This window comes from Treponema sp. R6D11 (assembly GCF_054786075.1).
In genome coordinates, this window is the sequence record NZ_BDHD01000007.1 from 1 (window position 1) to 14,996 (window position 14,996).

Genomic DNA, 14,996 nt, shown 5'->3' on the forward strand with positions numbered 1-14,996 from the left:
ATTCCAACTTCCGCTGTCTGGTTTATATTGTCAATACTTCCATATCCGCAATTTCAAATTATAGATATGCTCCCTTTTTATTCCGGTTTCTTCTTCTACTTCCCTCAAACAAGCCTCTAAAGGATCATTTATTTCGTCTTTTTCCATATGCCCGCCAATACAACTCCAAATATTAGGGGCTATTGTTCTTGTTGGGGAGCGTTTTATTAGTAAGTAACTTTCGCCATTTTTCAAAAATGCACCGGAACTATTTTGCAAAATAATTTTATTATCCATAATATCTCCTTTTCTTAAATATATGTTCCACCCAATTTAGAGTGCGTTGCACATAAATTGTTTTATATACTGATTAACCTTTTTTTAGATAACCTTTTTCAACTGCTTTTTCCAATAATTTCAATACAAATTCCCATATCACATCAGATGCTTCCTGTATGTGTTTGTTTTTTTCTATTATCATTTCATATGTAATATTATATTTTTTCCATGTATATCCTTCTAAAATATAATTTTGTAACAAAGGTTCTAATCTGTCAAAAATCGCCGCATATTTTGCTTCGTTTGTTTTTCTTTCTTCAAATTCTTCCCATAAATTTATAAAATATTCCTTTTGTTCTTTGTTTAATAATCCAAATATTCTTTCTGCGGCTCTTTTTTCGTCTGTATGTATAACATTTCTTTTATCAGAATACAAAAAAGTATCTCCTGCGTCTATTTCGACAATATCATGAATCAATAACATTGAAACAACTTTTTCCATATTTATTTCAATATTTGAATATTCTTTTAATAACAATGACATAATACATATTGTCCAAGAATGTTCTGCGTCATTTTCGAAACGACTATGGTCAAATAATTTTGATTTTCTGATAATATTTTTTATTTTATCTATTTCAATAATAAACTGTAATTGCTTTTCCAATTTTTCATTAAAATTAGTGTCTATGATATTCATATTTTCCTCTTAATATTTTTTATTTTTCAGGCACTGCTTTATACAGCCCTATATATTCCGGCGTTTCCCCTTTTTCAATCTTGATACAACAATGTAAATATCCAATATGATAAAAAATGTGCCGTAATTGGGCTAAAATTAATTCAATCTTTGTAAATTCCATACCATTGAATACCACTTTATTTTCAAGCGTTTCATCTTTTAAATCATTTAGATATTTTTGAATTTTATTTTTTACGTTTTCATAATAATTACTAATTTCATCTTTTGTAAGTTTATTTTCATCATTAATATATATTATATTAAGATTCTTTTTATGAAATTCAGGTTCGACATAATTACCAGGATCAATAAAATTTTTATCCAACGAATGAATTAAATGATAAAAATGTTTCCATGTTTTAAATCCACCTTTTTCCGTATCAAATTCGTTTGCGGGAATTACTTCAAATAATATCTCAATATTTTGAAATATTTGTTTTGTTTGGTTTCTTATACTATCAGTTAACATATTTCCTCCTAGAACCTTATTTCAAATGCCCTTTTTGAATTACCGTCAAAGCCGCATTTTGTATAAAAAATGTGGCTTTCCTTTCTTTTATTACTACTTTGTAAAACAACTTTATAACAATTATTTTCTTTTGCATATTCTATTGCCATTTCAATTACTTTTTTACCAATGCCTTTTTTCCTGTATTTTTCATCCGTAATAAGTGATAAATGTTCTTTTTTTGCGATAGTATATTCAATCATTCTTGCCTACCAATTTTATCATCCACAATGCCAATATCCCCGTATATATTATTATTGAATACACGTTTATACGTTCCGCAACTCCAAAATATTCTTTTGGCATTATGTTTATTAATATTGCCCCTGCCATTAATATCAGTAATGTGCTTATTGAAATAACGCTGAGCCATTTATGTTCTTTTGCTCTGAGAAAGCCGATTGAAAATAACACCAATGAAACTATCGTCAATAATACTATTAATACAGTAACAATAATATGCATTTTATCTTGAAAAGTTCCTGCATAGCCGGATTCAGATAACGGAAAAAACATATATCCAAAAAATGATATTGTGTTCATTATACAAAAAATAAATGAGGAAATGGTAACGGCTTTATTAAATTTATTTCTTAAATATGCAAAAAAACCAATTGAAAATGTGACGGCGCATATACCGTAAAGCGTCGAAAATAGTCTCGCTATATTTCTTGACGGCGAACTTGATGCGGTTAAATCGCTTACTGCTTGCGCAAGCGGATTGTAGCCTTCATAAAATATTTCTCCTAGAATTATATGCAGAAAATATAGAATTACTGATAATATACCCAATAAGGATATTAATTTTACAAATTTATTTTCATTTAACTTTTTCATATCTTCTTTATACTATAATTCATTTACAAGAAATTAACATTTTTAATCAAAAAAGGAACCTTCGCCCTTTCGGGCTCGGTTGAGGTTCATTTTTCCATATATCAGCGGATAAAATTTGTCATGACCATTGGCGGTTCTTCTGGTAGTTCAATGTTGCTTTGTTGTTTGCATTTGATGAGATATGCCATATTGTTTGCCAATATTGTTAATGTGCGCACGCCTTCTTTATCGGCGTATACGTCTTCTGGCGTGTATCCATGTATGCCGTTCCAATAACAAGACGATACGACCGGCATTTGCGAAATGGTAAAGTATTTAATCAATTGGTCGAATGTGGCGGTTGAGCCTGCTCTCCTGCAACTTACAATACACGCGCCGAATTTTAATCTTTTGGCTTCAGGCTCAAGACTGAAAAATAAACGGTCAAAGAACGATGTCGCCGCGCCGCAAGCGGAAGCAAAATGCACAGGAGAACCGAGTATAATGCCGTCCGCTTCTCTTAAAGCCTGACCGACTGTATTTACCATATCGTTGTCAAAAACACATTTCCCTGTTTTCTCTGTTTGTTTACAAGTTCTGCAAGCGGTACAACCTATAATTGGTTTTTTACCTACCTGAAATATCTCGGAATCAACTCCATGTTTTGCCAACTGTTCTTTAATAATGCTAAGTCCTGTGAATGTGCATCCGTTGGCGTTTGGGCTTCCGTTTACTAATACTACTTTCATTTTTTTCTCCTTATACTTTGGTAATCATATCCTGAAAAATAGTAAAAGTATAGATACATATTAAAATTAGTCTTTTTGTTTATAATTTCTCAATCATAATTCCCCAAAGATTTACAGTAAATATTTTACGTTATTGCTTTAGCAGGACATACTTTTGCGCAATTCATACAAAAAATACATTCTGTTGATAATACTTTGTGCCCGTTTTCAATATATTTTTTTACGTCTATGTCCATTGGGCATACTTCATTGCATTTTCCGCATTTTATACATTTGTTTCCGCTTGGTTTTACTTTTATCAGTGCAATGCGAGATGGCGCTTTCATAATCAAAGAAACAGGGCAAAATATTTTACAGAAAGCGCGTTTCTTTCTGAATACAAACGCCATTATTATCCCAATGATGTAATAAGAAATATACCCGACAAGAAACCAGATAAACTGATCAAATTTGCGACTTTCTATGAAATACTTGTTAATAGATGAAGCTATGTGTCTGGTATAATAGTCATATCCGCTTTGAATAAGAATGAATGGAATCAATAGTGATAAAATTAAAACAGGTATCCTTATGTATGTGTATTTTTTTGGTATGGCTTTGTTTTCCTTTATTGGCAGCCATTCGAGTAACGCCGCGGTATAACATCCCCAACCGCAATAGCCCCGCCCCCAAATAAGCGCCCCAAAAACTTTTGCTATCGCGTAATGTATTAAACAGCGGGTAAATATGCCTGTGCTGATAAAATATGTAAAATAAATAACCGTTTCTTCAATTTGCATATTTTCACGCTGCATTATCCCCAGAAAAACCAAAAAAACCAACGAAATCGCCGAAAGACCTATTTTCCTTCCCAAATCAGAGTTTGCATAACGAACGCTTATAAAAAAACTTACTGATAAACTTATTCCAATAGGAATAAAAATAAAGAAAAATCCAACCCAATCCAGTAATCCCAATGATACGGATAAAGTAGTACCTATAAGCAATGGGATCAGGCAGTGTAAATATTTTTTCATTATAACCTCACAATATTTATGAGTCCGATTTTTACGGACAGAATCACTTAAAAGAATAAGTAAATATCGGGCTTTTTACACTTTCCATTATCCATGAAATTTTATTATAGATAATGTTAAGGTTGACTCCGGCATAAGACTGATAATCATCGGTTGTCACATTTTTTTCTTTTAAATATTCGCTAAACTTAGGCTCAAAGTTCCAGAATAAATCGTCGGTTTTATCCGAGGCGATAGCATGCCAATTATCTTCCGTGCAAATAACAATATTGTAAGACATTTTTTGTATTCCAGATTTAACGTTAGGTGTAAACGTCGGTTTGTCTGATAATGTAACTCCGGTATTATCGCTGTTTAAATCAAGAGTTATATTTTCATTCAAATAAACGCCTTTATCCGCTACACATTTAGTGTTTATCCTTTTAATAATATCTTCGCCGCTGATAAAAAGAGCTCTAATAGTGTATATATGGTCTTTCTTAACAAAAGGGAAAGTAACCTTGCCGGTTTTTCTTACCTGTTCTATCGCGTTTTCACAAAACGACTCGCGGAAATAATCATGAAAATATATGAAAGTTTCAAGCGTGTCCATATCACCCCAATCAGGCTCGCCGTCTTTACCCCAATCGTGAAATACAACTTTTAAATTATCTATTTCAGGCGGAATACTGGAATAGTTGGAAAAAGTTACAAGGATTCCTTTAGATACTGTTTTGGCGGATATTTTTACATCCGAAAGATCCGCAGTTTGATTTTTTTTTGTACAGCCAAAAGTAACCAGAGCAAAGCCCAAAATTAAAGAGATTATCCTTAAGGTTTTAAAATTATACATTATTTCCTCCATAAACTGGTTTTTAATATTATATAACTTTTTCCCTTATGTGTCCTATCCCTTCCTTGCGGAGTTTGCCGGGCGTAATTCCGAATTTGCGTTTAAAAGCCCTTATATAGGATTGTTCATAGTTAAAGCCGTAATCAAGCGCAATATCAAGAATATTTGAATCCGTATTAAGCAAGTCATTAATGCTTGCCGTTAGCTTAAAAGAACGAATGTAAAGTCCTATTGGCTGATTATACGCTAGCCTGAACAGTCTTTGCAAATGACTTTCCGAGAGAGTGTGTTTTTTGGCAATAACGTTTGAATTAATATCGGTACTGATGCCTTTTTCTATATCAATTAAAACGTTATTAAGTAAATCATGTCCCCTTTTCATGTGATTCTCCTAAAAATGTTTAATTGAAAGTAATGTAAAACAAAAAGCGTTAAATTTAATCACCCTTTTGGGTGATTAAGGGGTGATTTATGGGTGATTGCCGGAAAATCCGTAAAAGAGAGACGAAAGCCCGGCGATATTGGAAACGCCTGTAGTTTGATAAATATGCTTTAAATGGGTTTTTACCGTATTAACGGAAATATTAAGGGTTTTTGAAAGTTCTTTGTAACTGACGTTGCCCGCAAGTATCGCCTCTATTACCTCTAATTCACGCCTGCTTAAAAGCTGAATGAACTGAGTATATTTATCGGTTTTTGCCGTTAATGTTTGGGCTTGCGTATTTTGCATAATGGGAGATAAATTATCCGCAGTTAAGCGGGTATACAGGTAAAATAAAAATATTAGTATTACAATAATAAACGAACTCATAAAAAAAGATAATAAAGAAGACGTGGATATTACCAGAGCAAAATATTCCCACCATGAGAGAACTATTAAAGTAAAAGAAATAAACAGTAAATTAAAAATAATATAAAGATTAAGAGGTGGTTTTAACTTTGTGTTGCGTAACCAACGAGCCGTGAGAAAACAACAGGCGGTTACAATAATATTGATAAAAAAAAGTGAGCCGTAATACAGTTGCGGGTGCTTAAATGACTCTTCCAGATAATTTGAAAAATCAGTCATGGGGTAAATAAAAACAGCGCCAAAATAAAAAACAGGCAATTGCGCCAAATTAATTATGCTAAAAAGAAAAGAAGCGGCTATAAGCGTTCTTAAACGATTTTTGCCCAACAAAATAAAAGAAAGAAGACAAAGAGCTATAAAAACAAGAGTGGTATCAATGAATGAGGGGTTCTCAACTTTCCCATAAAAATAAAGCTCATTAAACAACAGATAAAAAGGATAGCTCAAAATGACTACCGCCAAAAGAGCGATAGACCGCAGGCGAGACTTCGGTTTATTCATCTTGTAAAAAAGGGGATAAAATCCTACAGAGCAGATAAATCCCAATAAAAAAGATAAAATGATTATACTCCTATTCTTTTGAGTTGTCGGACAAGTCCATTATGTCAGTTTTTACAATTGAAGTAAATCAATATATTGTGTAAAATAAACGATGAATTTTGAGCAATTAGGCGTTGCACCGTGTTTTATTAAGTGCCTTGAAACACGAAGCATAAAAACAGCGACCGATATTCAAAGTAAAGTGATTCCACGCCTTTTCGCAGGTGAAAGCGTCTTTTTTACATCGGCTACAGGGACGGGCAAGACTTTTGCCTATCTTTTGCCGCTTTTAACTAATTTACTTGTAAAAGAAAAAACAACTTTTGGACCGAGTATTTTAATTTTAGCGCCTACTCTGGAACTTTGTTCACAGATTTCCTCGGAACTGGATTTTCTTTTAGAGGGTTCGACAATTCGCTCTTTTCTGGCGATTGGAAGCATCAGCCTTGACCGTCAAATTGAAAATTATAAAAAAACTAAACCCGACATTGTCGTAGGAAACCCGAACAGGCTTCTTCTTCTTGCCCAGAAAAAAATACTTAAATTAAATAATTTGTATTCGCTTGTTTTTGACGAAGCCGACCGTCTTGTAAGCGGCGAAATGATAGACGACACAACGGAATTATGTTCGCTAATCCGCAAATTTGCTAAAACAGATAACATTCTTCTTACAGCGTGTTCGGCGACTATAAACAAAAAATGCGTAGAAAAAGTACAAACAGTTTTTTTTGGCGAAGGGCAGGGCAGTGGAGTCTCCTTTATTGAGTCCGAAGATAATGAAATTCTGCGTGACAAAATTGAACATTGGGCTATTTTCAGCGAAAAACGGCGAAAAGATCAAACCTTACGTTCATTGTTAGCCGCCATTAAAACAAAGAAAAACCGCATTAAAGCGTTGGTATTCATAAGCAAGGGCGATGAAGCGGCGTTAGTCCTCTCGCGCCTCCAATACCACCATGTTCCCTGTGCCGGACTTTTTGGTAAAATAGGAAAAAATCCTCTATCCGGCGCGGAACGCAAAGAGGCGCTCGATTTATTCAGAAGCGGAAGCGTAGACGTGCTTGTCTCCACAGATTTAGCCGCTCGCGGTTTGGATATTCCCGATATTACCCATGTTATCGCTCTTGATGTTCCCGCCGACAGTGAGGTGTACATACACCGCTGCGGCAGAACGGGACGCGCCGGAAAACGTGGCATAATGGTAACAATTGGCGATGAAACCCAAATGCGTCTTTTGTCATCGTTGGAAAAAAAGTTAAAGATTAGGGTAAATCCCAAAGAGTTGTACATGGGAAAAATTTGCGTCCCGGAGGTGGAGTAATACTTAAGTATCACTTGACACCCACAAACAAGAGGTTTACTCTTAAAGCACAGGAGGAAACATGCCAGATAAATTAACCGCAAACGAGGCTTGGATTAGTATGCTGAATCACAATATTCTTATTGTCTGGGATCCATCGTTCGATTTAGGAATACCGATAGTTGATGAACAGCATCGTGGGATTGTTTCCACTATAAATTCCCTCTGTTTTGCAATACAAAACAAGCATGGAAATGAAATGCTACGACCCGTGATAGGCATGGTTATCGAATATACCCGCATTCATTTTGAGATAGAAGAAGATTTCTTAAAGAAATGCGGTTATCCTGATATAGAAAAACATCATAAATTACATGAAGAATTAACGCAATCGTTATCGCATACTAGTCGTGACAGCATTTGGAATAAAGACCCTCAAGAATTTTTGGATTTTCTAAAAAAGTGGTGGATAAACCATATCTGTAAAGAGGACAGAGTATTCTGCCAATATTTGAGTAATAAAAAATAAATTCTACCGCTAATTACTACTGTTTTGTCCAAGTATAAGTATCACCGTTTGGTCTTGTGTATGTTCCTTTGCCTTCCGTCAAATATCTATTACGCAAGTCGCCGGGAAATAAAGATGTATAAGCGCTGCCGATATTGTTCGCCGGAATTTCTGCTTCAAAGGTTACGCCGGTAAGGTTTGTGCAATTATAAAAAACCAAATCCCCAATATTTGTAACGCTGCTTGGTATAGTTACGCTTGTAAGAGCGATGCAATTACGAAAAGCCGCGCTTCCAATATTTGTAACAGTGTTCGGTATAGTTACGCTTGCAAGTTTTGTACATTCATAAAAAGAACCGATGCCAATGCCTGTAACAGTGTTAGGAATAGTTATGCTTGTAAGTCCGCTGTAAGCAAAAGCCGCGTCCCCAATAGCGGTAACTCCTGCCGGTATTGTTATATCGGTAAGAGTAGTATTGGCAAAAGCGTTTTCTCCAATTTCGGTAATGGTGTTTGGTAAGGTTATGCCGATAAGAGCGGTACAGCCGTTAAAAGCATTATTACCAATACTTGTAACACTGACCGGTATAGTTATGCTGACAAGTTTTTCGCAACCGCGAAAAGTTCCGTTTGCGATAGCGGTAATTTTACTTGGTATGATTATCTTTGTAAGGTTTTCACAGCCTCTAAAAGCGTCGCTTCCAATGCTGGTAACGCTGTTTGGAATTGTTAAATTGATAAGGTTTTCACAGCCTCTAAAAGCCCCATTTCCGATAGTTGTAATACTGCCCGGTATTGTTACTTTGAGGATGTCTTTTCCGTTAAATACATTCTCCCCTATTTCGGTAACAGCCATACCTAGTAATCTTGACGGAATGTTTACTGTCTGTTTTTTCCCGTCATAGCGGATAATTTTTACAGATTTTCCGCCGTCTACAGGCGCTACTCTAAATAAATCTTTTTCGTCCTCCGCCTTTGAGCAAGATGACAAGATAGCGATTAACGCCAACGCAATCCAACATGATATTCTTCTGATTTTCATAATTTCTCCTTTTTTGGGAATTATGATTATTTTACGTTTTTTAGGAGTTTTGTCAAGAGGAATAAGAATATACTACTACGAACCACACGAAAGAGAGAAGAATTTTTACCACGAACCACACGAACCAATGCGAACTTTGTAGTAATTCTCTAAGCTCTCTAGGTTCGCTGATGTTCGTGTGGTTCGTGGTTGAATTCTTGGTATTTAGCGATGTTTACTCGACAACACCCGACCGCTGTTAATCAAAACTAAAAACGCCCCGATGTTATGAAAAAACGCTCCTGCTATGGGCGTTACAATTCCTGCTCCGGCTAGAAATATCATAACGATACTTATGGAAAACGCTAAAATTATATTCTGGTAAATAATGTTTTTTGTTTTTTGGGCAAGTTTTATAACAAAGGGAATATTGGAAAGATTGTTATTCATTAACGCTATATCTGCGCTTTGAATCGCAGTATCGGAGCCCATCGCTCCCATTGCTATGCCAACATGAGCTTCCGAAAGGGCAAGTGCGTCGTTTATGCCGTCTCCGATAACTGTAACAGTGTGGTTTTCCATCATTTTTTCAACGTGTTTAAGTTTTTGTTCAGGCAGTAATTCGCATTGCATTTCATCAATTCCAACAGCGTCTTGAATCTTCTTAGCAGATTGGAAATGATCCCCTGTTAAAAGACAGGTTTTTGCCACGCCAAGATTTTTTAGTTCGTTTACAGTCTGTGCGGCATCGTCCCTAGGAGTATCCTTAAATACAATGCAACCTAGAATTTCTCCGTTTTTTACAATCCAGTCGCAAGTTCCGGCATCTTCGTATTGGGAGCTTACATCGTAGCCAAGGGAGCGTATCCAGTTGTAACTGCCAAGATAAATAGTATCGTTTCCTTTTCTGCCTTCGATTCCTTTTCCTATATGTTCTTTTATTTCATAATCCCTGTCTATGTCCTTTTTGTCGCATAACGAAATAATTGATTTTGAAATTGGGTGAAGCGAGCCGTGAGCTACGCAAGAAGCGGTATTTACAAGCTCGTTAAAATCATGGGCGTGATCCAAATGAAAACTGCTTGCTTCCAAAATGCCGTTGGTTATGGTTCCTGTTTTGTCAAAAATAAGATAATCGGTTTCGGATAGGTGTTCTACAAACGATGAATTTTTTATAAGGATTCCTTTTTTTGCCGCAGCCGCCAATACCGCAATCATCGGGGCGGAATTGATAAGCAGGTGTCCGCAGGGACAGCTTGCGACAAGAATGGCAATCGCCCTGTTAATGTCTTGTGTAAAGAGCCATACCAAAAGGGCGGTAACAAGCGTTAGTGGAATATAGTAAAAAATAAACTTGTCAACAATTTTGGTGTCGGGAATCTGAATGTTGCCGGAGTCCTCTAGCAGTTTTACTATTTTTTGAAAAGATGTGTCTGCGTATTCCTTTATAACTTTTACTTTTATGTTTCCGTCTATATTTACAGTTCCGGCGAACACCTGATCCTCTATTTCGACTATTTTCGGTATTGATTCGCCCGTTAGCGATTTTTGGTCTATACTTGACGTGCCGAAAATAACTTCGCCGTCAACAGGCAGGGACATACCCGGCTTTATAATAATTATATCGCCTGTTTTTAATTCCTTCGCGCTAACTTCGATTTCCTTTCCGTCTTTTTCTATAATCGCTTTTTCCGCCTGCATTGTTTTTAAGCCTTCAATCGCATCACGTCCGCCCATAATGCTTTTTTCTTCTAAAAAATGAACAAAGGTAAGAATGACGGGAATGAGTATCGCAAGCAAAAATTGTCCGCTTAAAGTTGATATAATCATCGCTATCGAGACAAGTATTTCCATGGCATACTTCATGTTTTTTGAAATAAGTCCCTGTACCGCAGTAATTAACATTGGAAGCCCGATTATGGCAATTCCTGCAAGATAAATAAGCGCTTGAATTACATCCTGACCGGGGGAAAATTTTCCGTAAATAAGGGCTACGGCAAGGCAGACAAGTGCGCCTGAAAGGGACAAAATACTGTTTCTGAAATTTAATTTTTCGTTATCTGAAAGATGAACATCGGCAATATTTATCGTATTTTTCATAACACCCCTTTACGGCAATAAGAAAGTCGGCGCTTCTACGCCTGCCGGAATAACTATGGACTTGCCCGCTTTTTTTACCACAGCACCCACCCTCTGCCTGAATGTTCCAGACATTATAATTTGCGGATTTCTTGAATATTGGTCATATAACCCGTAAAACTCCGCCATTTCGCCTCTTGCTTTCGTCAATTTTTCTGCCTGTACTGAAATAGCGGTTTGTTTAAGCACATTTGCCGCCGCTTCCGCTCCAAGTATTCTACTAGAGGCGTATTCTTGCGCTCTTTGGTAACCTGTCGCCTTGTAAATAGAGGCGTTTCTTACTTCTTCAAAATAGCGGATAGTTTCGCCTGGTGCTGTAATTTCCGTTAATTCTACGCCGGAAATAAGAACGCCCAACTTTAACCCGTCTATAATGTTCTGTGAGTTTTGCATAACATCACTCGATAACTGTGCCCTGCCGCTTGTAAGAATTGAATCCACATCGGAATGTGAGGTTATGCAGGTTAATTCTCCGCTTATTATACCGTCTACTGTTTTAGCGGCATCGTTTGTAAATAGCATATAACGCACAGGATCATTTATTTGATATTTTATTTTTGCCTTTATAAGTATTACATTTTTATCGCCTGTTATTACATAGCCGTTTCTGTCAATGTCTGATGAAACTACGCTTCCCTGTGGTTTATAGTGCGTAGTAACTTCAATTTCCTGTACTGTATGTACCGGAATTTTTATTACCCTGTCTATAAAAAACGGCAAAGCGAAATGAAGCCCGGGCTTTTTAATTTGTTTTTCGCTTGTGTTGCCAAGAAGTTTGCCAAAACGAAGCACGACGGCGACTTGACTGCTTTCAACTCTGTATACGCCTGAAAGTAGTATAAGAACGGCGGCAAAACATACTGTCAGTTTGAAATACTTTATAATGTATTCCATTATTTGGGTAAAAACTATAAAAACCCTGTTTTTCATCGCCGTTATCCTAATTTGATCCTGTTATTACATCAAATGGAGACTCATTTGCACGCATAATAATTGTCGTGTCGGCGTTTACAGAATTTTCAAGCGCCATCAGTCTTTTTAAGAAGACAAACAATCTTGAGTTTCTGTCATAAGCTTCGCCGTAAATACGCGCGACCATTCTTTCCGTTTCAGCGTCAATTTGCGACGCTTCAAGTTTGCCGTTAGCGTAAATTTCCGCCGCTCTTGCGTCTGCTTCTCCTGTGATTATCGCAGCGTCTCTTTCCCCTTCGGCGATATATTGGGAAACATACTTTTGTCTGTCCGCTATCATTTGGTTAAAAACGCTTTTAATGTTTGCTTCGGGCAACGCAAGCCGTTTTATTTTGAGCGTCTGAACCTCTATGCCGTAATTTGAAAGAGCGGATTGTGCCGTTTTTTCTTCGATAGCTTGGCATATTTCATTTATTTTAATTTCTTCTATGTTAGTTGAAACAAGCGAAGAAAGTTTATAATTTCCAAGAACACTATTTTTGGCGGTTGCCGCAAGATCGTTAAGATGTCTTTGGGCGACGTTAAAACTTCCTATGCTTGTATGAAACTTTTGAATATCCGCTATACGCCACACGATATAAGTTTGCAGAATAATATTGATTTTATCGTTTGTAAGCGTTTCGTTATAGCCTGAATCCATATATTGGTTTCTGGTATCGTAAGTTATTACTTTATCAATAGGGAAGGGAAGCTTAAAATAAAGCCCTGCGTCGTTATGCGTATTAACAATTTTTCCAAACCGTGAAATAATAACGCTGTAGCCTTCCTTTACGGTAAATGTGAACCCAGCCGCCGCTACGATAATTACAAAAATTAAAACAAATAACGCCTTGTACAATTTACTCATTGCCTACTCCTTTGTTTACGTCTAACAGATTAACAGTATTTACTTTTCCTATAATAAACTTTGATATTGCGTTTTCCGTTCCCCGTGAAAATGCGTACACTTTATTGCTTTTAATAATTTTTTGGTATACTTCAAGATTTTTAGTTAATTGATATGAACCGGGGGAAATTCTATACGCTTCCGTAGCGGCGTAAAAAACAGCCGACTCTTTTTGAGCGTCGCTTGTCCTGTCGTATTGCATGGCTCTTGCTCCGTCAATGGCGAACTTGCTTTGTTTTGCCGCTTCTATCACTTTTACTTCTGCGTAAGTATGCGCCCTTGTAATCATTGTGGTTTTATCAACGGAGGCGCTTACAACATTTTGATATACGTCAGCTATATCCACAGGTGGGTGTATGTTTTCAATAACAACTTGAACAACGGAAAACCCTAATTTTTCAGATTCGCAAAAAGCAGATAATTCGTCCAATACGGACGCTGAAAGGAAATTTCTGTCTACGTTTAAAAATGAGTCAAGGGTAGTGTTGATTGTGCGAGTCATAAGAGCGTTGTAAACGGCGGCACTTAATACTGCTTCGGCGTTTGAGCAGGTTTTGATATACGAATATAAATCGGAAATTACATATAAAATTTTTAAGTTTACCGCTACCATTTCATTGCCGTTGCCGAGTAACAGCATATATTCACCGATATCGTGTTTTTGCGTCCATAAAAAATTAGCGGTTCCCGTTGATTCATAGCCTATTTGCATGGAAGCCACACGGCGGACATCGTATATTTCGGTTTTGTCTATTGGATAGGGAAATTTAAAATGAAGCCCTGCGTCTTTTATGGAAGAACGATCCAGCTTGCCAAAATGATAAACCGCCGCCTGCTGATGAGGCTGTACTACAAAAATACTTGTTGAAAAAAACAAAACAAAAATAAGGGCAAGCAAAAGGGCGGGTAAAATTTTTAATGTATAACGTATTGTATAAAGCGACTTTATTGAAACCTTCCATTTTGCCATTGTTTGTATAAATTGTTCTTTAGAGAGCAAATATTTTGGAAACAGCGAATAATCAAAACTTAAAACATTTCCTTTTAACATTGCCAGTAAAATATTAATAACAAGCGAAGCCACAAGATAAACCGAGGCGGAATAATAAACCCACTGTAAAACAACAAGAATATTAATTTTTAAGACGGAAGCTGCCGCTATAACCGCCGAGTAGGTAAATGAAATGTATGAAAAAAAGGTAAGTATATCATGGGAAACTTTGTCTGTTGGGCATGAATCGTCATCTTTCCTTAATTTTAAGTAAAGGACGGCGATACAGGGGAGTATAAGCAATAGTATAGCGTCTATGATATTGCTGTGGTAATTATCGGTATAAGTTAAAGGTAGAACTTTTAAAATTCTTATTACTCGCCAAAGCGCTATAACCAAGAAGGAAATAATATAAAAATACGAGAATATGCGTTTTTCAAGGCTAACCCCTTCCTGACTTTGCCTAACATTTTCTTTTTTTATTTCGTGTAAGCCGTATTGTTGTACGTTTGTTTCTTCCGTATTTACGGTTTCTTGCGTGGTTTCATTTTTTTCTTCAAATATGGTTATTTCTTGTTTTTTAAATATTTTATTAAATAAATTAATAATTTTATTAATAAACTTTTCTTTTATAAATAGCCCTATTTTTTTTATGTCAAAGTTAATATATTTATTTATCTCGTAAAAAACAGTTATCAAAATAAGGAAGATAGACATGGTGAGGGTAAGACTGCCGAGGCTTCCTATTATAAGACATCTATTTCTGTAATAGGCTAAAATATTCAGAAAGACAACGGCGATTATTGTAAGAATGATTGGGAACAATCTTGTTTTTGCGTTTTGCGTTCTGTTGTTGTCTTCCGTCATG

General features: G+C 36.1%; 17 protein-coding genes. 2 read left to right on the plus strand and 15 right to left on the minus strand.

What is annotated here, in order from left to right; all coding sequences use genetic code 11:
* Positions 1-30 precede the first annotated feature (30 nt).
* The 10 genes from ACYVTD_RS01750 to ACYVTD_RS01795 form a co-directional block, all read right to left on the minus strand.
* Positions 31-276, minus strand: coding sequence for an NUDIX hydrolase (locus ACYVTD_RS01750; protein ID WP_461246058.1), 246 nt, complete (start codon positions 274-276; stop codon positions 31-33).
* 73 nt (positions 277-349) lie between these two features.
* Positions 350-958: an HD domain-containing protein gene (locus ACYVTD_RS01755; protein ID WP_461246059.1), complete on the minus strand. Its 609-nt coding sequence runs from the start codon at positions 956-958 to the stop codon at positions 350-352.
* 19 nt (positions 959-977) lie between these two features.
* The gene (locus tag ACYVTD_RS01760) at positions 978-1,469 is read right to left on the minus strand and encodes a DinB family protein (RefSeq protein WP_461246060.1); all 492 of its coding nucleotides are present in this window, start codon (positions 1,467-1,469) and stop codon (positions 978-980) included.
* An 8-nt stretch (positions 1,470-1,477) separates the two neighbouring features.
* Entirely contained in the window at positions 1,478-1,711 is a 234-nt protein-coding gene (locus tag ACYVTD_RS01765; protein ID WP_461246061.1) for a GNAT family N-acetyltransferase, read from the minus strand.
* On the minus strand, positions 1,704-2,345 hold the full coding sequence (locus ACYVTD_RS01770; RefSeq protein WP_461246062.1) for a DUF998 domain-containing protein: 642 nt from the start codon (positions 2,343-2,345) through the stop codon (positions 1,704-1,706). The genes ACYVTD_RS01765 and ACYVTD_RS01770 overlap by 8 nt, the downstream gene beginning before the upstream one ends.
* A 101-nt stretch (positions 2,346-2,446) precedes the next feature.
* A complete protein-coding gene (locus ACYVTD_RS01775; RefSeq protein WP_461246063.1) occupies positions 2,447-3,073 on the minus strand; it encodes a flavodoxin family protein in 627 nt (208 codons plus the stop codon).
* A 125-nt stretch (positions 3,074-3,198) separates the two neighbouring features.
* Positions 3,199-4,089 carry a 4Fe-4S binding protein gene (locus tag ACYVTD_RS01780; protein ID WP_461246064.1) on the minus strand — a complete coding sequence of 297 codons (891 nt, stop codon included), beginning with the start codon at positions 4,087-4,089 and terminating at the stop codon, positions 3,199-3,201.
* A gap of 43 nt (positions 4,090-4,132) precedes the next feature.
* A complete protein-coding gene (locus ACYVTD_RS01785; RefSeq protein ID WP_461246065.1) occupies positions 4,133-4,921 on the minus strand; it encodes a hypothetical protein in 789 nt (262 codons plus the stop codon).
* Between the two features lie 28 nt (positions 4,922-4,949).
* Positions 4,950-5,303, minus strand: a complete 354-nt coding sequence (locus tag ACYVTD_RS01790; RefSeq protein WP_461246066.1) for a helix-turn-helix transcriptional regulator — start codon at positions 5,301-5,303, stop codon at positions 4,950-4,952.
* Between the two features lie 87 nt (positions 5,304-5,390).
* Complete coding sequence (locus tag ACYVTD_RS01795; protein WP_461246067.1) at positions 5,391-6,272, minus strand: response regulator transcription factor; 882 nt, start codon at positions 6,270-6,272, stop codon at positions 5,391-5,393.
* Between the two features lie 151 nt (positions 6,273-6,423).
* On the opposite strand from ACYVTD_RS01795, the gene ACYVTD_RS01800 reads away from it, so the two are divergent.
* Both ACYVTD_RS01800 and ACYVTD_RS01805 read left to right on the plus strand, forming a co-directional pair.
* The gene (locus ACYVTD_RS01800; RefSeq protein WP_461246068.1) at positions 6,424-7,632 is read left to right on the plus strand and encodes a DEAD/DEAH box helicase; all 1,209 of its coding nucleotides are present in this window, start codon (positions 6,424-6,426) and stop codon (positions 7,630-7,632) included.
* A 100-nt stretch (positions 7,633-7,732) separates the two neighbouring features.
* Entirely contained in the window at positions 7,733-8,140 is a 408-nt protein-coding gene (locus tag ACYVTD_RS01805; RefSeq protein WP_461246069.1) for a bacteriohemerythrin, read from the plus strand.
* Positions 8,141-8,156: 16 nt separating this feature from the next.
* Here the strand turns inward: ACYVTD_RS01805 and ACYVTD_RS01810 are convergent, their stop codons facing one another.
* The 5 genes from ACYVTD_RS01810 to ACYVTD_RS01830 form a co-directional block, all read right to left on the minus strand.
* Positions 8,157-9,161 (minus strand): leucine-rich repeat domain-containing protein, encoded by a 1,005-nt coding sequence (locus ACYVTD_RS01810; RefSeq protein WP_461246070.1) that lies wholly within the window; start codon positions 9,159-9,161, stop codon positions 8,157-8,159.
* Between the two features lie 204 nt (positions 9,162-9,365).
* The gene (locus tag ACYVTD_RS01815) at positions 9,366-11,240 is read right to left on the minus strand and encodes a heavy metal translocating P-type ATPase (protein WP_461246071.1); all 1,875 of its coding nucleotides are present in this window, start codon (positions 11,238-11,240) and stop codon (positions 9,366-9,368) included.
* Positions 11,241-11,249: 9 nt separating this feature from the next.
* Positions 11,250-12,209, minus strand: coding sequence for a protease modulator HflK (gene hflK, locus ACYVTD_RS01820; protein ID WP_461246072.1), 960 nt, complete (start codon positions 12,207-12,209; stop codon positions 11,250-11,252).
* A gap of 10 nt (positions 12,210-12,219) precedes the next feature.
* Positions 12,220-13,098 carry a protease modulator HflC gene (gene hflC / locus ACYVTD_RS01825; protein ID WP_461246073.1) on the minus strand — a complete coding sequence of 293 codons (879 nt, stop codon included), beginning with the start codon at positions 13,096-13,098 and terminating at the stop codon, positions 12,220-12,222.
* Positions 13,091-14,995: an SPFH domain-containing protein gene (locus ACYVTD_RS01830; protein WP_461246074.1), complete on the minus strand. Its 1,905-nt coding sequence runs from the start codon at positions 14,993-14,995 to the stop codon at positions 13,091-13,093. Before ACYVTD_RS01830 ends, hflC begins: the two co-directional genes overlap by 8 nt.
* Position 14,996 lies beyond the last annotated feature (1 nt).